This is a genomic window from Mesorhizobium sp. M6A.T.Cr.TU.017.01.1.1 (assembly GCF_004023115.1).
GTDB classification, from domain to species: domain Bacteria; phylum Pseudomonadota; class Alphaproteobacteria; order Rhizobiales; family Rhizobiaceae; genus Mesorhizobium; species Mesorhizobium mediterraneum.
Genome location: NZ_RZTA01000045.1, coordinates 26,866 through 45,487, shown reverse-complemented (window position 1 = coordinate 45,487; position 18,622 = coordinate 26,866). Strand labels below are relative to the sequence as shown.

The 18,622-nt window shown below is 63.3% G+C and carries 20 protein-coding genes; 10 read left to right on the top strand and 10 right to left on the bottom strand.

What is annotated here, in order from left to right; translation table 11 throughout:
- From addB to EOB36_RS16530, 4 genes are all read left to right on the top strand, one after another.
- Nucleotides 1-1,610: double-strand break repair protein AddB (addB, locus tag EOB36_RS16545; RefSeq protein WP_128285255.1), on the top strand; the 1,610-nt coding region annotated here is incomplete at its 5' end.
- Nucleotides 1,607-5,119, top strand: a complete 3,513-nt coding sequence (gene addA, locus EOB36_RS16540; RefSeq protein WP_128285254.1) for a double-strand break repair helicase AddA — start codon at nt 1,607-1,609, stop codon at nt 5,117-5,119. The genes addB and addA, both read left to right, overlap by 4 nt.
- Before the next feature lie 75 nt (nt 5,120-5,194).
- Nucleotides 5,195-5,518, top strand: a complete 324-nt coding sequence (gene trxA, locus EOB36_RS16535; RefSeq protein WP_027152031.1) for a thioredoxin — start codon at nt 5,195-5,197, stop codon at nt 5,516-5,518.
- Nucleotides 5,519-5,651: 133 nt separating this feature from the next.
- Nucleotides 5,652-5,933 (top strand): cupin domain-containing protein, encoded by a 282-nt coding sequence (locus EOB36_RS16530; RefSeq protein WP_128285253.1) that lies wholly within the window; start codon nt 5,652-5,654, stop codon nt 5,931-5,933.
- A gap of 38 nt (nt 5,934-5,971) precedes the next feature.
- On the opposite strand, the gene EOB36_RS16525 is transcribed toward EOB36_RS16530, so the two are convergent.
- From EOB36_RS16525 to EOB36_RS16500, 6 genes are all read right to left on the bottom strand, one after another.
- Entirely contained in the window at nt 5,972-6,391 is a 420-nt protein-coding gene (locus tag EOB36_RS16525) for a VOC family protein (protein ID WP_128285252.1), read from the bottom strand.
- A 59-nt stretch (nt 6,392-6,450) separates the two neighbouring features.
- Nucleotides 6,451-7,776 carry a folylpolyglutamate synthase/dihydrofolate synthase family protein gene (locus EOB36_RS16520; protein ID WP_128285251.1) on the bottom strand — a complete coding sequence of 442 codons (1,326 nt, stop codon included), beginning with the start codon at nt 7,774-7,776 and terminating at the stop codon, nt 6,451-6,453.
- Nucleotides 7,777-7,838: 62 nt separating this feature from the next.
- Nucleotides 7,839-8,765 carry an acetyl-CoA carboxylase, carboxyltransferase subunit beta gene (accD, locus tag EOB36_RS16515; protein WP_128243707.1) on the bottom strand — a complete coding sequence of 309 codons (927 nt, stop codon included), beginning with the start codon at nt 8,763-8,765 and terminating at the stop codon, nt 7,839-7,841.
- Between the two features lie 94 nt (nt 8,766-8,859).
- Nucleotides 8,860-9,699 carry a tryptophan synthase subunit alpha gene (gene trpA / locus EOB36_RS16510; protein WP_095484461.1) on the bottom strand — a complete coding sequence of 280 codons (840 nt, stop codon included), beginning with the start codon at nt 9,697-9,699 and terminating at the stop codon, nt 8,860-8,862.
- A 2-nt stretch (nt 9,700-9,701) separates the two neighbouring features.
- Nucleotides 9,702-10,952: a tryptophan synthase subunit beta gene (gene trpB / locus EOB36_RS16505; protein ID WP_095484460.1), complete on the bottom strand. Its 1,251-nt coding sequence runs from the start codon at nt 10,950-10,952 to the stop codon at nt 9,702-9,704.
- 81 nt (nt 10,953-11,033) lie between these two features.
- Complete coding sequence (locus EOB36_RS16500) at nt 11,034-11,693, bottom strand: phosphoribosylanthranilate isomerase (RefSeq protein ID WP_095484459.1); 660 nt, start codon at nt 11,691-11,693, stop codon at nt 11,034-11,036.
- Nucleotides 11,694-11,802: 109 nt separating this feature from the next.
- Between EOB36_RS16500 and EOB36_RS16495 the strand changes: the two genes are divergently transcribed.
- Entirely contained in the window at nt 11,803-12,021 is a 219-nt protein-coding gene (locus EOB36_RS16495; protein WP_095484458.1) for a hypothetical protein, read from the top strand.
- A gap of 9 nt (nt 12,022-12,030) precedes the next feature.
- Here the strand turns inward: EOB36_RS16495 and EOB36_RS16490 are convergent, their stop codons facing one another.
- The 4 genes from EOB36_RS16490 to EOB36_RS16475 all read right to left on the bottom strand — a co-directional run bounded on the left by EOB36_RS16490 (nt 12,031) and on the right by EOB36_RS16475 (nt 15,406).
- Nucleotides 12,031-12,789 (bottom strand): M48 family metallopeptidase, encoded by a 759-nt coding sequence (locus tag EOB36_RS16490; protein ID WP_095484457.1) that lies wholly within the window; start codon nt 12,787-12,789, stop codon nt 12,031-12,033.
- Between the two features lie 99 nt (nt 12,790-12,888).
- Nucleotides 12,889-13,377 (bottom strand): DUF2852 domain-containing protein, encoded by a 489-nt coding sequence (locus EOB36_RS16485; protein ID WP_095484456.1) that lies wholly within the window; start codon nt 13,375-13,377, stop codon nt 12,889-12,891.
- A 117-nt stretch (nt 13,378-13,494) separates the two neighbouring features.
- Complete coding sequence (locus tag EOB36_RS16480; RefSeq protein WP_095484455.1) at nt 13,495-14,637, bottom strand: benzoate/H(+) symporter BenE family transporter; 1,143 nt, start codon at nt 14,635-14,637, stop codon at nt 13,495-13,497.
- Between the two features lie 4 nt (nt 14,638-14,641).
- Nucleotides 14,642-15,406, bottom strand: coding sequence for an alpha/beta hydrolase (locus EOB36_RS16475; RefSeq protein ID WP_095484454.1), 765 nt, complete (start codon nt 15,404-15,406; stop codon nt 14,642-14,644).
- Nucleotides 15,407-15,617: 211 nt separating this feature from the next.
- On the opposite strand from EOB36_RS16475, the gene infC reads away from it, so the two are divergent.
- The 5 genes from infC (at nt 15,618) to rplT (ending at nt 18,573) form a co-directional block, all read left to right on the top strand.
- Nucleotides 15,618-16,154: a translation initiation factor IF-3 gene (gene infC / locus EOB36_RS16470; RefSeq protein ID WP_095484453.1), complete on the top strand. Its 537-nt coding sequence runs from the start codon at nt 15,618-15,620 to the stop codon at nt 16,152-16,154.
- Nucleotides 16,155-16,305: 151 nt separating this feature from the next.
- A complete protein-coding gene (locus EOB36_RS16465; RefSeq protein WP_095484452.1) occupies nt 16,306-16,950 on the top strand; it encodes an isoprenylcysteine carboxylmethyltransferase family protein in 645 nt (214 codons plus the stop codon).
- A 146-nt stretch (nt 16,951-17,096) separates the two neighbouring features.
- Entirely contained in the window at nt 17,097-17,753 is a 657-nt protein-coding gene (locus EOB36_RS16460; RefSeq protein WP_095484451.1) for an isoprenylcysteine carboxylmethyltransferase family protein, read from the top strand.
- A 176-nt stretch (nt 17,754-17,929) separates the two neighbouring features.
- Nucleotides 17,930-18,133 (top strand): 50S ribosomal protein L35, encoded by a 204-nt coding sequence (gene rpmI, locus EOB36_RS16455; RefSeq protein WP_006201248.1) that lies wholly within the window; start codon nt 17,930-17,932, stop codon nt 18,131-18,133.
- 38 nt (nt 18,134-18,171) lie between these two features.
- Complete coding sequence (gene rplT / locus EOB36_RS16450; protein WP_006201247.1) at nt 18,172-18,573, top strand: 50S ribosomal protein L20; 402 nt, start codon at nt 18,172-18,174, stop codon at nt 18,571-18,573.
- The last annotated feature ends 49 nt before the right edge of the window (nt 18,574-18,622 follow it).

Sequence of the window (18,622 nt, the reverse complement as noted above, 5' to 3'; positions counted from 1 at the left end):
CCCGCCTGACCGTGCGCAACATCGAGGGCGCCCGCAAATTGCTCATCCGCCTAGCCGCGGCGCTGGCGCCGCTGATCGCCTTTCGCAATCAAGCCGAGGCCGATCTTGCCGAATTGACCCGGGCCAGCGTCGTCACGCTCGAAGGTCTCGGCCGCACCGCGGATGGCAGCCTGAGCGAACTCTATGCGGGCGATGCCGGTGAGAAGCTCGCCGAGCTCTTGCGCGGGCTGGTCGCCGCCTCGGCGTCGTTCTCCTTCGCGGCGGACGAATCGCCCGATGTGATGGAGGCGCTGATCGCGCCCGAAACCGTCAAGCCGGCACAAGGCACCGACAGGAACATCGCCATCTGGGGCGCGTTGGAAGCCCGGTTGCAGAGCGTCGACACGCTGGTCGTCGGCGGGCTCAATGAAGGCGTGTGGCCGCGCAAGCCGGAGAGCGACCGCTTCATGTCGCGGCTGATGAAGACCGGCATCGATCTCGACCCGCCCGAACGGCGCATCGGCCTGGCCGCCCATGATTTCCAGATGGCGATGGGGGCGAAGAAAGTGGTGCTGGCGCGCTCCGCCCGCTCGGGCGACGCGCCGGCGGTGCCGTCGCGCTGGCTGCAGCGCCTCCTGACCTTCATCGGCAAGGACCATGCGGCAGTGCTGCGCCGGCGTGGTGATGAATTCCTTTCCTGGGCACGTGCGCTCGATGCCGGCGAAAGGAGAGATTTCGCGCCGCGACCGCAGCCGCAGCCGCCGCTGGCTGAGCGGCCGCAGCATTTCTCGGTCACCGAGATCGAGACGCTGCGCCGCGACCCTTACGCGATCTATGCCAGGAGGATCCTGCGCCTGATGCCGCTCGACCCGGTCATCCGCGACCCGGGTGCTGCCGAGCGCGGCACGCTGTTTCACGCCATCCTGCATCTTTTCTCGGCGAAGGTGGCCGATCCGCTTGTGCCGGAGGCGCTTGACGGTCTCATCGTCGCCGGCCGCCAATGCTTTGCCGAAGCGGCCCTTCCTAACGATGTCGAGGCGGTATGGTGGCCGCGCTTCGAAAAGCTTGCGGCCGGGATCATCGAATGGGAGCGCGGCCGCGCCCTTGCCGTGACAATGCGGCACGCCGAGGAGCGCGCCGAGAAAACCGGCGTTGGCCGGTCCGGCGTGACGCTGTCCGGCTACGCTGATCGCGTCGACCTGCTGGCCGGCGGCATGGCCGACATTCTCGACTACAAGACCGGCTCCTCGCCGTCCAAGGCGCAGGCGCACACGCTGCTGTCGCCACAATTGGCGCTGGAAGGGGCATTGCTGAGGCGCGGGGCCTTCAAGGGGCTTGGCGCGCGCGAGCCGTCGCAACTGGCCTTCGTCAGGCTGAAGCCGAACGGCGAGGTATTCGAGGAATCCATCCTCGAATACAACCGCAAGCCGCGAACCGCCGCCGATCTCGCCGAGGAGGCCTGGGCGCGGTTGGAAAAACTGCTGATCCATTACGCCGACCCGACGACCGGCTATTTGTCGCGGGCGCTGCCATTTCGCGAGGGCGAGACCGATGGCGACTACGACCATCTCGCCCGCGTTCTCGAATGGTCCGCCGGCGGCGACGCCGACGACGAAGGAGGGGAGGCATGAAGAAGGCCTATCCCATCCCGACCGATACCGCCGCCAGCCAGGCAAGCGCCTCCGACCCGAAAAATTCCGCCTGGGTGTCGGCCAATGCCGGATCGGGCAAGACCCATGTGCTGGCCCAGCGCGTTATCAGGCTCTTGCTGCGTGGCACCGATCCATCGAAGATCCTGTGCCTGACCTACACCCGTGCCGCCGCCACCAACATGTCGAACCGGGTGTTTTCGACGTTGTCGGAATGGACTGCGCTTGCCGACGTCGATCTGGCGGCGAGGGTAGAGGCGCTGGACGGTCGCCAGCCCGATCGCGAAACCATGCGCCGCGCGCGCCGGCTGTTCGCCGAGGCGCTGGAGACGCCGGGCGGGCTGAAGATCCAGACCATCCACGCCTTCTGCGAATCGGTGCTGCACCAGTTCCCGCTGGAAGCCAACATTCCGGCCCATTTCGAAATGCTCGATCCGCAGATGGAGGCGTCGCTCTTCGCCGCCGCCCGTCGTGACATGATCTCGGGCACGGCCGCCGGCGATGCGGGACTGGCAGAGGCATTCGCCACCATTCTGGAGCGCGGCGGCGAACATGGGCTCGACGCATTGCTGGCCGAGATCGTGCGCAAGCGCGACGGCTTGCGCGCCTTCATCAGCGCGGCCGGTGGCGATGGCTTCCGGGCGCTGTTCGACGAGTTCAGGTTTCGCGCCGGCCAGACCGCCGAAGGCCTGGCTGCATCCGTCTGGCCGCTGCCGGGCTTCCTGCCGGACTATTTCATTACCTTTGCCCGCGCTGCTGAAGCCGCCGATGCCCGCATTGTGCTGAACAATTTGCTGCCCTACGCCCATCTTGCCTTCGCCCAGGATGATCCGGTTCGCCGGCTGCAATTGCTGGCAAAAGCCTTCCTGCGGGCAGATGGCGAGCCTTATGAGCCGGCAAAGACGTTCAAGAAGGCGCTGCTCGACCGGCTGCCCGATCTTGCCGAGCGCTATCTGGCGGCGGCCGATGCCATCCTCGAAATCTCCGACCGATTGGCCCTGTTCAGGATGCTGGAGGGCACACGTGCCGCGCTAACCATCGCCGACTGGCTGATCGCCCGCTACGAGCACTTGAAGCGCGCCCGCGGCTTCCTCGACTTCAACGACCTCATCACCCGAACGGTCAATCTCCTGGCGCGGCCCGACGCCGGTCCATGGGTGCAATACAAGCTCGATCAAGGCATCGACCATATCCTGCTCGACGAGGCGCAGGACACAAGTCCCGACCAGTGGGAGGTGGTGAAGCGGTTGGCTGAGGAATTCTTTGCTGGGTTCGGCGCGCGCGACAATGTTCATCGCACGGTCTTTGCCGTCGGCGACGAAAAGCAGTCGATCTATTCCTTTCAAGGAGCGGCGCCCGACTCCTTCGCCGACTCAAGGCTGCTGTTTTCCGGAAGGGTGCGCGCCGCCAACGCCGCCTTCGCCGATCTCAAGCTGACCTGGTCCTTCCGCTCGACCGACGACGTGCTTGCGGCGGTGGACCGTGTCTTTGCCGACCCGGTCGTGCGGCGCGGCATCAGCCACGATCCCGACCCGCTGGACCACAAGGCGATCCGCACTGATGCGCCGGGCTATGTCGAGGTCTGGCCATCGATCGGTGCCGACGTCGTCGACGAACCCGACGACTGGACGCAAGCCGTCGACCACGCCCATGCGCCGGCGGTGCGTGTTGCCGAGAACGTGGCGGCGACCATTGCCGGCTGGATCGGCGCCGGCGAGATCATCGAAGGCCGTGGCAAGAAGCTTCGACCCGGCGACGTGCTGGTGCTGGTGCGCAAGCGCGATCGTTTCGTCCATGCGCTGACGCGCGCGCTGAAGCGCCGCGACATCCCGGTCGCCGGCGCCGACCGGCTCAGCCTGCCCGGCCATATCGCCGTGAAGGACCTGATCGCGCTCGGTCACTTTCTCATCCAGCCTGAGGACGATCTGTCGCTCGCCGCCGTGCTGCGCAGCCCGATTTTCGATGTTTCGGAAGAGATGCTTTTCGCGCTTGCGGGCGAGCGGCCGTCTGGTCTCTCCCTGATCGCATCGCTCAGGCAGCATGCCGTCGAAAGTGCAACCTTGGCCGCAATCGTTACCCAACTCGACACATGGTCTGATGAAGCCGCCTTCAAGCCGGTGTTCGAATTCTATGCCGGGGCTCTCGCCCGCGACGGCCTGCGCAAGAAAATGATCGCGCGGCTCGGACCGGAAGCTGGCGACATCCTAGACGAGTTTCTGAGCTTTTGCCTGGCCGAGGAACGGACCGGCCTGCCGGGACTGGAATCCTTCCTGTCGACGCTGGAAAACGCAGGTCCCGAGATCAAGCGCGAAATGGACCAGACCCGCGACGAGGTTCGCGTCATGACCGTGCATGCTGCCAAGGGCCTGGAGGCGCCTGTCGTGTTCCTGGTCGATGGTGGCTCGGCGCCGTTCAGCGACCAGCATCTGCCGCGACTGATGCCGTTCGATGGCTCGGGCGAACACTGGGCCGGCAAGGGCTATCTCTGGCGCTCGGCCAGCGATGTCGCCAATGGAATTTCACGGGCCGCTTCGGTCCGCGCTCGCGAACTGGCTGACGACGAATACCGCCGGCTGCTCTATGTCGGCATGACCCGCGCCGAGGACCGCCTGATCGTCTGCGGCTATCACGGCAAGCGGGCGCCGAATGCCGGCACCTGGCATTCGATCGTCAGCCGCGCGCTGGTCGGCGCTCCCGAAAGCGCTGAGCGGCAGCACCCCGCCACCGGCGAGACCGTGCATTGGTTTCACGTGACAAAATTGCCGCCGGTCGCACAGGCGGCGGCCGAAGAGGCGCGGCAGACGCAACAGTTCGAGCCGTTGCCAAGGACCCTGTTCCAGCCCTTGCCGCCCTTCGAGGATCTGCCGCGACCGCTGTCGCCCTCCGGCGCCTCGGCGCTAATCGACGAAGCCAAGGAAGCGGTGATCGACACCGGCTCGCCGGTGCTGGACACCGAGGCGGAGCCTAGTTTTGCCGTGATGCGCGGATTGGCGCTGCACAAATTGTTGCAGATGCTGCCCGGCATTGCGGAGGCCGAACGCCGGGACGCCGCGGAACGCTATCTCAGCCGCGCTGGCGCGCAATGGCCTGAAACCGAGCGCGACAAGGCCTTAGCCTCGGTGGCGGCGATCCTTGCCGATAGCCGCTTCGATCAGCTGTTTGCATCATCGTCGCGCGCCGAAGTCGCGGTCATGGGCAGCCTGGAGGTGAAGGGCAAGCTGCGCTCCATCTCCGGCAAGATCGACCGGCTGGCGGTCACATCAGGCAAGGTGTCGATCGTCGACTACAAGACCAACCGGCCGGCGCCTGCAACCCTGGCGGACGTTCCACCGGCCTATGTCCTGCAGCTCGCGCTCTACCGCGCGCTGCTCCAGCCGCTTTACCCCGGACATGAGGTCTCGGCGGCGCTGCTGTTCACTGAAGCACCACGCTTGATCGAGCTGCCGCCGGCGGCGATGGACGATGCCCTTGCCCGACTCACGAGAGCGTGACACAAGACCTGCTTGAAGAAGGGCGCGGTAACCACCACATTTGGTGCGACAATAACTCTCGAAAGGATCTCCCGCATGGCCACCGTCAAGGTCGACAAGAGCAACTTCCAGACCGATGTGCTTGACGCCAAGGAGCCGGTCGTGGTCGATTTCTGGGCGGAATGGTGCGGCCCATGCAAGATGATCGCGCCGGCGCTGGAAGACATCGCCATCGAACTCGGCAGCAAGGTCAAGATCGCCAAGCTCAATATCGACGAGAATCCCGAGCTGGCCGCGCAGTTTGGCGTACGCTCGATCCCGACGCTGATGATCTTCAAGGGCGGCGAAATGGCTGACATGAAGGTCGGCGCCGCGCCGAAGACCGCCCTGTCGCACTGGATCAACGGCAATCTCGCCTGATCCGACCGAAAATTTCGCAGACGAGCCCGGCCCCCGTGCCGGGCTTTTCTTTTACTGGCGTCATGCGCTGGTCCGCCCTGGCACTCGCCGCCCGCCGCCGCATGTTCTTCTTTACGTCAAACAGGAGAACGACATGACCGGATCCGCCAAGGCCACCGTCTTCATCGACAATGAGCGCGTCATCGTCACCGAATACCGCTTCGCGCCGGGTGACAACACCGGCTGGCACCGTCATGGCCACGACTATGTCATCGTGCCGCTGATGGACGGCAAGCTGAAGCTCTTGACCAAGGACGGCGAATCCTTCGCCGAAATGAAGAAGGGCGCGCCCTATTTCCGCAAGGAAGGCGTCGAGCACGACGTCATCAGCGCCAATGAGGGCGAATACGCCTTCATCGAGATTGAGCTGAAGTAGTCCCCACCGAGGCCGTCTCCGCCATAGGCGTGAGGCGATCACCAACCCGCGATACGATCGCCTCCGACGAACTGCGCACTTTTCTCAGTGTATTCAAACAGTTCTATCTTCACGTTGTTAGGGTCGCGAATCCACGCCTGGTAGGTATCATCGCATGCGTGTTTCTTTGACGTGACTTCAACGCCTTTCGCTCTTACGTGGGCGATCGCGGCGTCAAGGTTTTCCACTTCAAGGCAGAAGTGGTTGATCTGGTTCAAGTCGCTATAGCTGGCCCTGTCTTTCTGGAACACCTCGACGTGGCTGCGGCTGCCGCAATTAAGGTAGAAACCGAAAATCTTGCCGTCGCGCAGGAAGTTGAACTGGGTGTCCATGCCGAGGACGTCCCGATAGAAGCTTCGCGTCACTTCGAGATCATCTGCGAAGATGCAAACGTGAGCGAGCTGCTTTACGTTGATCATGGCTGACTCCTCGTGGTGATTTGACGAAGTCCGTCATCATGGCCTGGTGAACCAGAGCCTCAAACCGGCGGCGTGCCGTTTTCGGCCAGCACCGCGCCGGCCAGATAGAGCGAACCGCTGATCAGGATGCGCGGCGGCGGTCCGTCCCAGGTATCGCGCAGCAGCATCAGCGCATTGGCGACAGAACTCACCGGTTCGGCCGACAGGCCGGCCTCGACGGCGCGGACCGCCAGTTCGTCATTCGGCACGCTGGCCTCGCTGAGGCTCACCGGCACCGTGTAGACATGCCGCACCAAGCCCTTGAAGGCGCTGAAATAACCGCTCTGGTCCTTGGTGTTGATCATGCCGGAAATCAGGAACAGCGGCCGCGGGTTCTTTTCCTCCTGCTCGGCCAGCGCCTCGGCGACGACCACGCCGGCGCCCGGATTATGGCCGCCGTCGAGCCAGATGTCGGCGCCCTTCGGCGCCAGTTCCGTCAGCCTGCCTTGCGGCAATTTCTGCATCCGCCCCGGCCAGGCGACATTGGCCATCGCCTTGTCGGCGACGCGATGGCTGATCTCGAAGCCCGCTGCCTTGACCGCCGCAATTGCCGCCGCCGCATTGGCGAACTGGTGGCGACCCGGCAGGCGCGGTGGCGACAGGTCCATCAATCCGTCTTCGTCCTGATAAACCATGCGGCCGTTTTCCTCGAAGGCGAGGAAATCCTGGCCATAGACGAAGGCGGGACAGTCGAGCCGCTCGGCGGTTTCGATAAGCACCTGAAGCGCCGTCTCGCTTTCCTGCGCACCGATGACCACCGGGCAACCGCGCTTGATGATGCCGGCCTTTTCGGCGGCGATCAGTTCGACACGGTCGCCGAGAAAGGATTCGTGATCGAGCGAGACCGGCATGATCACCGACACTGCCGGCTCGGTGATGACATTGGTGGCGTCGAAGCGGCCGCCGAGGCCGACCTCGATGATGACGGCATCCGCCGGATGTTCGGAAAACAGCAGGAAGGTGACCGCGGTGAGGATTTCGAAGACGGTGATCTTCTGGCCTTCATTGGCCTTGGCGACCCGGGCGATGGCGTCGGCAAAGACTTTGTCCTCGACCAGCCTGCCGCCGCCGTCGGCGGCCAGCCGGTAGCGCTCATGCCAGTTCACCAGATGAGGCGATGTGTGGACATGGACGCGGTGGCCGGACGCTTCGAGCAGCGCCCGCGAAAACGCGGCGCAGGAGCCCTTGCCGTTGGTGCCGGCGATGTGGATGACCGGCGGCAGATGGTTCTGCGGATTGCCCAGCCGCTCCAGCAGTCGCGAAATGCGGTCGAGCGAAAGATCGAAGCCCTTCGGATGAAGCGACATCAGGCTTTCGATTTCGCGGTCGGCGGCAAGCGTGGTCATGGGAGAATCCTAGGCGCGCCACAGATGGCGCGCAATCGCGGTTCGCGACGAAGGATGTCGCGTCAGGCTTGCGGGCGTGCTTCCGCCGGGATCGCCGCCGGCGGCAGGATTTCTGGTTCCATCGGCTTTTGCTCTTCCGGCAGCTTGAGCAGCATTTTCAGGAGCCGTGCAATCGTCTGGCGCATCTCCAGCCGCGAGACCACCATGTCGACCATGCCGTGCTCCATCAGATACTCGGAGCGCTGGAAGCCGTCGGGCAGCTTTTCCCTGATGGTCTGCTCGATGACGCGCGGCCCGGCAAAGCCGATCAGCGCGCCGGGCTCGGCGATGTGGACGTCGCCCAACATGGCGTAGGAGGCGGTGACGCCGCCGGTGGTTGGGTTGGTCAGAACGACGATATAGGGAAGACCGGCCTCTTTCAGCCGATCGACGCCGATCGTGGTCCTCGGCAATTGCATGAGCGACAGGATGCCTTCCTGCATGCGGGCGCCGCCGGAGGCCGCGAACAGGATCAGCGGCCGCTTGCGTTGCAAGGCGACCTCGAAGCCACGAACAATGGCGTCGCCGGCGGCCATGCCGAGCGAGCCGCCCATGAAGGCGAAGTCCTGCACGGTCACCACCACCGGCAGGCCTTCGACGGTGCCCAGCGCATTGATGATCGCGTCCTCCAGGCCGGTCTTGGCCTTGGCGTCCTTCAGCCGGTCGGTGTAGCGCTTCTCGTCGCGGAACTTCAGCGGGTCCTGCACGACCTTGGGGTTTTCGAGCGTCTCGTACTTGCCGTCGTCGAAGAAGAATTTCAGCCGCTCCTTAGCCGAGATCTTCATGTGGTGGCCGGAGGACGGGATGACGAACTGGTTCTGCTCCAGATCCTTGTGGAAGACCATCTCGCCGGTCTCCGGATCCTTGATCCAGAGATTCTCGGGCATGTCGGTGCGCCGGCCGAGCATCGAATTGATCTTCGGGCGAACGTAGTTGGTGATCCAGTTCATCGCTTCGGCTCCTGTCCTGACGAAGAGTTAGACCATGATCCCGAAAAGTGGAAACCGGTTTTCGGTAAGATCATGGTCAACCAGAAGATCAAGACTATTCGGCGGCAGCAAGGCGAGCCGCGCGCACGCCTTGCGAAAGCCCGCTGACCAGCGTGGCGACCGCCTCGGCCGGGTCGGCGGTTTTTTCGCCCTTCGGCCCCAGAACATTGGCGACCGCATTGACGATCGCGGTGCCGACGACGACGCCATCGGCATTGGCGCCGATTACGCGCGCCTGCTCGGCGGTCTTGACGCCGAAGCCGACGCAGACCGGCAGGTCGGTATGGCCCTTGATGCGCGTGACCGCCGCCGCCACCTTGCCGGTGTCGGCAAGGGCTGAGCCGGTGATGCCGGTCATCGACACGTAGTAGACGAAGCCGGAGGTGTTCTGCAGCACCTTGGGCAGGCGCTTGTCGTCGGTGGTCGGCGTCGCCAGCCGGATGAAATTGATGCCGGCCTTCAGTGCCGGAATGCACAGCTCCTCATCCATTTCCGGCGGCAGGTCGACGACGATCAGCCCGTCGATGCCGCTGGCCAGCGCGTCGCTCAGGAAGCGGTCGACGCCGTGGATGTAGATCGGATTGTAGTAGCCCATCAAAACGATCGGCGTTTCATTGTCTCCGGCGCGGAATTCCGACGCCATCTTCAGCGTCTTGACCAGCGTCTGGCCGCCTTTTAGCGCGCGCAGGCCGGCCGCCTGGATCGCCGGGCCGTCGGCCATCGGATCGGAAAACGGCATGCCAAGCTCGATGATGTCACTGCCGGCGCCGGGCAGCGCTTTCATGATCGACAGGGAGGTGTCGTAGTCCGGGTCGCCGCCCATGAAATAGGTGACGAGCGCCGGGCGGCCTTCGGCCTTCAGCTTGGCCATGCGGCGGTCGATGCGGGTGGTCATGATCAGATCTCCATGCCCAGCATATTGGCCACCGTATGCACGTCCTTGTCGCCGCGGCCGGACAGGTTGACGATGACGATCTGGTCCTTGTCCATGGCGGGCACGATCTTCACCGCATGCGCGATGGCATGGGCGGATTCGAGCGCCGGAATGATGCCTTCGACGCGCGTCGTCAGCTGGAACGCCTCCAGCGCCTCATCGTCGAGAACAGGCACATAGTCGACGCGGCCCGAGTCGCGCAGCCAGGAATGCTCCGGCCCGACGCCCGGATAATCGAGACCGGCCGAGATCGAATGCCCGTCCATGATCTGCCCGTCGGCGTTCTGCAGGAGATAGGTGCGGTTGCCGTGCAGCACGCCGGGCGCGCCGGCGCTCATCGAGGCGCAATGCTCGATGCCGTCGAGGCCGCGGCCGCCGGCCTCGATGCCGATGATGCGAACCTCTTTGTCGTCGAGGAAGGGATGGAACAGGCCGATGGCGTTCGAGCCGCCGCCGACGCAGGCGATAATGGTGTCCGGCAGCCGGCCTTCCTGCTCGAGGATCTGCGCGCGCGCCTCGGTGCCGATCACCGACTGGAAGTCGCGCACCAGCTCCGGATAGGGGTGCGGGCCGGCGGCGGTGCCGATCAGGTAATAGGTGTCCTCGACATTGGTCACCCAGTCGCGCAGGGCCTCGTTCATGGCGTCCTTGAGCGTGCCGTGGCCTGCTGTCACCGGCCGCACCTCGGCGCCGAGCAGCTTCATCCGGAAGACGTTCGGGCTTTGCCGGGCGACGTCGGTTGCGCCCATATAGACGACGCAAGGAAACCCGAAACGCGCCGCCACCGTGGCCGACGCCACGCCGTGCTGGCCGGCGCCGGTCTCGGCGATGATGCGCTTCTTGCCCATGCGCTTGGCCAGCAGGATCTGGCCAAGGCAGTTGTTGATCTTGTGCGAGCCGGTGTGGTTCAAATCCTCGCGCTTGAAATAGACTTTCGCACCGCCGCCGAGGCCCTTCGCCGCGGAAACCTCACGAAGATGCCTGGTCAGGCCTTCGGCGAAATAAAGCTTCGACGGCCGGCCGGCATAGTGGGTCGAAAGGTCAGTCAGCTCAGCCTTGAAATCCGGATCGTCCTTGACCTCGTTCCAGTGCCGTTCCAGGTCGAGGATCAGCGGCATCAGCGTTTCGGCAACGAAACGACCGCCGAAGATGCCGAACATACCCTGTTCGTCGGGTCCGGTGCGGAAGGAATTGGGTATCGTCGGCTTGTTCATCGCCGATCTCCTACTTCTTGTTTGGAGCATGTCCTTGTCGACCGGTTTCCACGTTTCCGGGACATGCTCCGGGTTCTATCCTCAGGCGGCGCGGTTGTCGCGTGCTGCCCTGACGGCCCGGAAAAACTGTTCGATCAGCGCCGGATCCTTGACGCCCGGCGCGCTTTCCACGCCCGAGGAAATGTCTAATCCGGACGGGTTGGCAAGCCGAAGAGCATCGCCGATATTGGCGGCGTTGATCCCACCGGAAAGCATGTAATCGACGCCTGCGTCAAGGCCGGCCAGAATGCGCCAGTCGAAGGCAACGCCGTTGCCGCCCGGCAGTTCCGAACCCTTAGGCGGCTTGGCGTCGAACAGGAAGCGGTCGGCAACGCCGATGAAGGGTTTTATCCGCTTCAGATCGACAGCCTCGCTGACCGACAGCGCCTTCATCACCGGCAGGCCATAGCGCGCCTTCAACTCGACCACCCGCTCGGGCGTTTCCGAACCATGCAGCTGCAGCATGTCCGGGCGCATTTTCCCGACGATTTCATTCAAAAACGCGTCGCTGGCGTCGACCGTCACGGCAACCGCCTTGGCCTTGCCGATTGCCGCTTCGCGCAAGCGGCCGGCTTCCGCCGGCTCGACATAGCGCGGGCTTTTGGCAAAGAGAATAAAGCCGACATGGCTGGCGCCGCCGGCCAATGCCGCGGCCAATGCCTTGTCGGTCTTCAGTCCGCATATCTTGATGTCGAGCGCCATGGCGCGGGATTGGCACGAAACGGCAAAAGAGTCGAGAAAAAGCGCATGTTTGCCACCAGCGCGGAACGCGCTACCTTACTTCAGACAGTACAGGCGGGAGTAAACAAGCATGGCAGACCAAACCGTCGCCCAACTCAGGCAAAAGATCGCCCAGGCCCACGAGGTCATCGCTCATCTGATGGACAAGGCCGCCTTCAACGGCGCCGAGGCACATCGCGCGCTGGCCTATTTCAGCAACGATGCCTTCGAGAAGAATTTCTTGCCATGGCCGCGCCATACCGACGAAGGCTTACGTCCCGAAGAGCTGAACGCCGCCAACGACGATTGATCGGGCGATCTACTCGAACATGATCGCTTGCAGCGCGCCGCCATTGCGCTTGAGCCAATCCTTGCACCGCTCGGTGTCGGGGCAAAGCTGCTCGCACAATTTCCAGAATTTCGGGCCGTGGTTCATCTCCTTGAGATGCGCCACCTCATGCGCGACGAGATAGTTTATAACAGGCGATGGCGCCATCATGATGCGCCAGGAGAAGGACAAATTGCCGTCGGAGGTGCACGATCCCCAGCGGCTCGACGTGTCCTTGAAGCGGATCGCCTTGGCGCGCTTGCCGACCGCGCCGGTATGCTTGACCACCAGCGCCTCGATCTCGCGCTTGGCTTCGCGCTTGAGGAAATCGGCGATGCGGCGCGGCAGGTGCACGCGATCGCCGTGCACGATCATCAGCGGACCGCGCTCGTCGCGCGACAGCGTGACGGTCCCGCGTTTCGAAGGCTCATGAACGATGCGATGCGGCACGCCGCGCACCGGTACCTTGATGCCGGGCCGCACCTGCGGCCGGTTGGGCACCTTGGCCAGCCGCTGCTCCAGCCAGTCCTGATGGCGGTCCAGGAATTTTTCGACTTCGCCACGGCGCAAGCCCGGCGGCACGGTGATGCGCAAGCCACGGCCGCCGGAATCGATGCGCAGCGTCAGGCGCCGCGCCCGGTCGCTCTCGACGATCTTGAGCGGCAGCGTGCGGCCGGCAACACAATGCTCTCGCTCCACGACGGGGGCGGGCCTGGGTTTGGTCAGGTTGCGGAAGAAGCCGAATGACATGGGGCGACGATACGTGATTCGAGGAAAACGAATAGAACATAAAAGAAACGGCGCCGCTGACGCGACGCCGTTTTTTGATTATTTATCGGGGCAAGTGCCTTACTCGTCCAGTAGGCCTGGCGTGGATTTGCCACCGCGTTTGCCGGTCCCCGTCGAGCCGGTTGATCCACCGGTTGTAGGCGACGTCGACTTGTTGCGGTTCGCCATGAAGCGGTCGAACTCTTCCTGGTCCTTGGCGCGACGCAGTTCCCTGGCATATTCGTCGAACTCGCTCAGCATCTCGTCGAGCTTGCGGCGCTCTTCATTGAGCCGCTCGAGTTCCTTTTCGCGCCAGTCGTCGAAAGCGACGTTGCCGGTGCGGGCGGAGCCGTGGCCCCAGCGCGCCGCTTTGTCGGAACTGCGGCGGCAGCCGGCGAAGATGCCGTCGGTGGCGCGGTTGACGTCGCGCTTGAAGCCTTCAAGCCGGTCGCCCCAGATGATGTAGGCGAGCATGGCGAGGCCGAGCGGCCAGAACACCATGAAGCCGATCACCATCAGTGCGATGGTTGCCGGCGTCCAGGCCGGACGGATCAATGCAGATGTGTTCATTTTCTCCCAATCCTTCAGTTGGAGACAGCCAAACCCGGCTGCGTGGAATCGAAATGGGAAGGGAAAAACGGCGATTCAAGACAGTGTCAGCCAAAACCGGACAAGCAGCTGAAATGATTATCGCTTTTTGAGAGTTTCAAGGAAAAGGATGACCAGGCCCGCAATCAGGCCCCAGAACGCCGCGCCGACGCCGAACAGCGTCAGCCCCGAGGCGGTGACGGCAAAAGTGACGGTGGCGGCCATGCGCTCGCCGTCTTCCTTCAAGGCGATCGACAGCGCGTTGGCGAGCGGTGCCATCAGCGCCAGCCCGGCAACCAGCACGATCAGGCTCTGCGGCAGCACGGCGAAGATCGCCACTAGCGAGGCGCCGAAAATCGCGAAGACGAGATAGGCAAGCGCGTAGAAGGGACCAGTCTTCCAGCGCTCGCCCGGATCAGGATGCACGTCGGGGCCGGTGCAGATCGCCGCTGAGATCGCCGCCAGATTGGTGGTCGAGGCCCCGAATGGCGCCGACAGCAGCGAAAGCAGGCCGGTGACGCCGATCAGCGGGCCGGGGTCTGGGTGGTAGCCCGCGGCCCTCAGCACGGCGAGGCCGGACAGGTTCTGCGAGGCCATGGTGACCAGATAAAGCGGCAGCGCCAGGCCGATGATCGCCGTGACGGTGAACTGCGGCGCAATCAGCGTCAAAGTCGAAAGCTCCGGCGTCGGCAGGCCACCGACCCGGCCGGTGAGGAAGGCGGCAGCGCCGCCGCCGATCAGCACCGCCAGCACCGAGAGCGCCGGATTGAACAGGCGGATGACGAAGAAGGCGGCGATCAGCGGCAGGATCAGCCACGGGTCGGCGGGAATGGCCTTCACCGCGTTGATGGCGAAGGTGACGACGATGCCGGCAAGCATTCCCGACGCGACCGAGGCCGGTATCCTGGCGATCAGCTTGGTCAAAGGCCTGAACAGGCCCGTGGCGATCAGCAAAATCCCGGTGACGATGAAGGCGCCGACAGCCTCGCCGATTGAAAAGCCGCTCGATGCCGCGATCAGCGCCACCCCCGGCGTCGACCATGCGGCGATGACCGGCATCCTGGTGCGCCATGACAACCACAGGCTCTCGATCGCCATGGCGAGGCAGATCGCCGTCACCCAGCTCGCGGTTTCGACCTGCGTCGCGCCGACCGCCTTGGCAGCGGCGATGACGATGGCCAGCGTGCCGCCGAAGCCGACGATCGCCGCGACGAAGGCGGATACCGGAATGGAAATACGCATGTCTCTACCCCGCCTGCCGCAGCATGGCGTCGACCGCCCGCACCAGCATGTCGAGGTCCTGCGGCCGCGACAGGCGGTGATCGCCGTCGGGGATCAGCGACAGCGTGACGTCGTCGGCCGGCAGCAGGCCGACCAGTTTCAGCGCATGGCTCGACGGCACGTCGGCATCGGCCAGCCCTTGCAATATGTGGACGGGGCAATGGGTGTCGATCGGGCCGGTCATTGTCAGGTTGTTGCGGCCGTCCTCGATCAGCGCTCGGGTGTAGACGTAAGGCTCGGCCGAATAGTTCGACGGCTCCTCGAAAAAACCCTTTTTGGCAAGGTCTCGCTTCTGCGCTTTGGTCAGCGCCGGCTCGACCAGCTCGGCGGTGAAATCCGGCGCCGGAGCCAGAAGCACCAGGCCGGCGATGCGGTTCTCGCCTGCCTTGTGCAATTCCTGAACCATGCGCAGCGCGATCCATGCGCCCATCGACGAGCCGACCAGGATTTGCCTGCCTTGCGTGAAATGGCGAAAGACAGCGAGGCTCTGCGAAAGCCATTTCGAGATGGTGCCGTCGGCAAAGGCGCCACCCGATTCGCCATGGCCGGAATAATCATGGCGCAGGAAAGCACGACCTTGCCCGCTCGCCCATTCCGACAGCTTCTCGGCCTTGGTGCCCAGCATGTCCGACTTGTAGCCGCCGAGCCAGACAATGCCTGGTGCAGCACCCGCAGCGCGCCTGACAGCGATGCTGGTTCCGTCGACGTCGAGAAAAATCGGTGCGGTCATGGCTAACTCCTCAGGCAGGTCTTTTGGCACGGCTGGCGGTTCAACGAAAAGCGCTCGGCAAGTTTCTTCGTTTGGTGCAGGCTGCGGTCAGGGAACAGGTGATTTCCTGTGAACGCTGTGCTATTGACTCCGGCCGCGCGCTCACCACATTGGCGCGTTCACAAATCTGAACTGAAAATCCTGAACGAAACGGCTCAAGGAGACCACGACCATTCGCAGACCTTTCAAAGCAACGGCGCCCACCAAGGAGGGCCCGCGCTCCAACCGTGACATCCGGGTCCCCCGGGTCCAGCTTATCGACGCCGAAGGCCAGAACCACGGCGATGTCTCCATCAACGACGCATTGCTGCTCGCCGAAGAGGCTGGGCTCGATCTGGTCGAGATATCGCCCAACGCGGTGCCGCCCGTCGTAAAAATCCTCGATCTCGGCAAGCTGAAATACGCCAACCAGAAGAAGGCGGCCGAGGCGCGCAAGAACCAGAAGGTCATCGAGATCAAGGAGATCAAGATGCGCCCGAACATCGACAGCCATGATTACGAGACCAAGATGAAAGCGGTCCGGCGGTTTTTCGAGGAAGGTGACAAGGTCAAGCTGACATTGCGCTTTCGCGGCCGCGAGATGGCGCATATGGAACTCGGCATGCAGCTTCTGAACAAGGTTCGCGAGGAAGTGGCGCCCATCGCCAAGGTCGAAGCGGAACCGAAGCTCGAAGGCCGCCAGATGATGATGGTGCTGGCGCCCCGCTAAAAGCGATCCCGTCAAAGCAAAGGCCGCTTCGGCGGCCTTTTGTTTTTGTTTTTGTCTTCGCCATGATTTCTCCGCAAGTTGCCCATGATTTCTCCGCAAGTTGCATCGACAAGGAACCTGGTTGCCGGTCCTCGCGGCAAAGGATTGTTCCATGGCCGCTGCGGCACGTTCTCCGATCGAAAAGTCGTTCGACGAAATGGGCCGCTATCAGCGGCGCCGGCGCCTTCTGCTGGCGCTGCTGATCGGTGTTTTTTGCGCTTTGCTGATCTTCGGCGGCTCCGCGCACGATGAGCTAGCCCACGAACGCATAGAGGGGCAGTACGGGATCGCCCTGATACTGATCGGGATCGGCGGCCGGCTCTGGTCGATCCTCTATATCGGCAACCGCAAGTCGGCCGAAGTGGTTGCTACCGGTCCATATTCGGTGATGCGCAACCCGCTGTATTTTTTCTCTACCATAGCGGCCGCCGGCATCGGCGCCCAGACCGGCAGCGTGATCGTCTCGGTGGCGTCGGCGGTTTTGTGCGCGGCCGCGTTCTACATCGTCACGCTGCGCGAGGAACGGCATTTGACCACCGTGCTCGGGGCGCCGTACAAGGACTACATCGCACGGGTGCCGCGGTTTTTTCCCAATCCCTTGCTTTTTCGCGATCAGGCCGAGGTCACCTTCACACCGCGCGTCTTCAATCACACGCTGCGCGATGGCTTGATGTTCCTGGCTTCCATACCGTTTTTCGAACTCATCGAGTCCGGACAGGAAAGCGGTGTAATTCCCGTCCTGTTCTGGCTGTATTGAGCTACGGATGGGCAGGCAAAGAGGCGACATGCATTAAATCCGCCTGAATTATCCCGCAAAGGCGTCCCGGCGATCGGCGGGGCGCCTGTTTTCTTAGCCAGACGCTGCGATCGCCGGCAAAGTTCCTCGACGATCGGATTCCCAACATGCTCAATGAAGTTAAATCGGCGCAGGCCGAACAAGTGCAGGCCAGGCGTGCGCTGGGCAGCTACCAGCACGCGCGCAGGATGGTGCTTGCCGTGCTCGTGCTCGTCATGTTCGTGGCGCTGCTGTTCGGCCAATCTGCCTTTCCTCCCGAAAGCGTGCCGCACGAAACGATCGAAATGGTCGGCATCCTGCTGATCTTTCTCGGCATTGTCGGGCGCTTGTGGTCGACGCTCTATATCGGCGGACGCAAATCCTCCGAGGTGGTCACCGGCGGACCCTATTCGATTACCCGCAATCCGCTCTATGTCTTCTCCTCGATGGCTGCCGCCGGCGTCGGCGCGCAGATGGGCTCGATCACCGCGACGGTAGGCTTCGCGGTGATTTGCGCCGCCGCCTTTCATGTCGTCATCCTGCGCGAGGAGAAGTTCCTGAAGGAAGCCCTCGGCACTCCATTCCAGGCCTATGTGGCGCGGGTGCCGCGCTTCTTCCCGAAGCTTTCGCTGTATCAGGAAGGCGACACCGGCAGCTTCAAGCCGCGCCTGCTGCGCACGACGCTGCTGGACGGATTGGTGTTCCTCGTTGCCTTGCCGTTTTTCGAGTTGATCGACGGCGCCCAACAGTCGGGCATACTGCCGGTGCTGTTCCGTTTCCCATGAGCGCTGGTGTTGCTGAGCACTGGGTGTTGCGCGCCGGCCCGCTTTGACGTATAGGACCGCCGTTCCCAAAAACCGCCCGGCAGGGCATGCCGTGGCGGTTTCATTTGCTTTTCGGGCTTTGGTCGGCCTGAAGCGAACAAAAAGCGCGATGATGCGCATATAAACGGAGTAGCAAAATGCCCAAGATGAAGACCAAGTCAGCCGCCAAGAAGCGGTTCAAGATCACAGGTACGGGTAAAGTCCTGTCGGCTGCGGCCGGCAAGCGTCACGGCATGATCAAGCGTTCCAACAAGTTCATTCGAAATGCCCGCGGCACGATGGTTCTGGCTGAACCGGATGGCAAGAAGGTCATCAAGAATTTTCTGCCGAACGGCCTCTAAGGCATTCGGTCTGGACAGCGTTTTAAGGAGATCATGACATGGCACGCGTAAAAAGAGGCGTCACCTCGCACGCCAAGCACAAGAAGGTCCTGAAAGCCGCCAAGGGTTTCTACGGCCGTCGCAAGAACACCATCCGCATCGCCAAGCAGGCGGTGGAAAAGTCGCTGCAGTATGCCTACCGCGACCGCAAGAACCGCAAGCGTTCGTTCCGCGCTCTGTGGATCCAGCGCATCAATGCCGCGACCCACGAGCATGGCCTGACCTATGGCCGCTTCATCGACGGCCTCAACAAGGCCGGCATCGAGATCGACCGCAAGATCCTGTCGGATATGGCCATCCACGAGCCGCAGGCATTTGCCGCACTTGTGGCTAAGGCGAAGGTCGCGCTCGAATACCTCAAGAACACCACGCCGAACGCTTTTGAAAGCGCTGTCGCCTAAGCCAGCGCTTCCCAAGCATTCGCAATTCTGATTTTGGGGAACCCGCGCT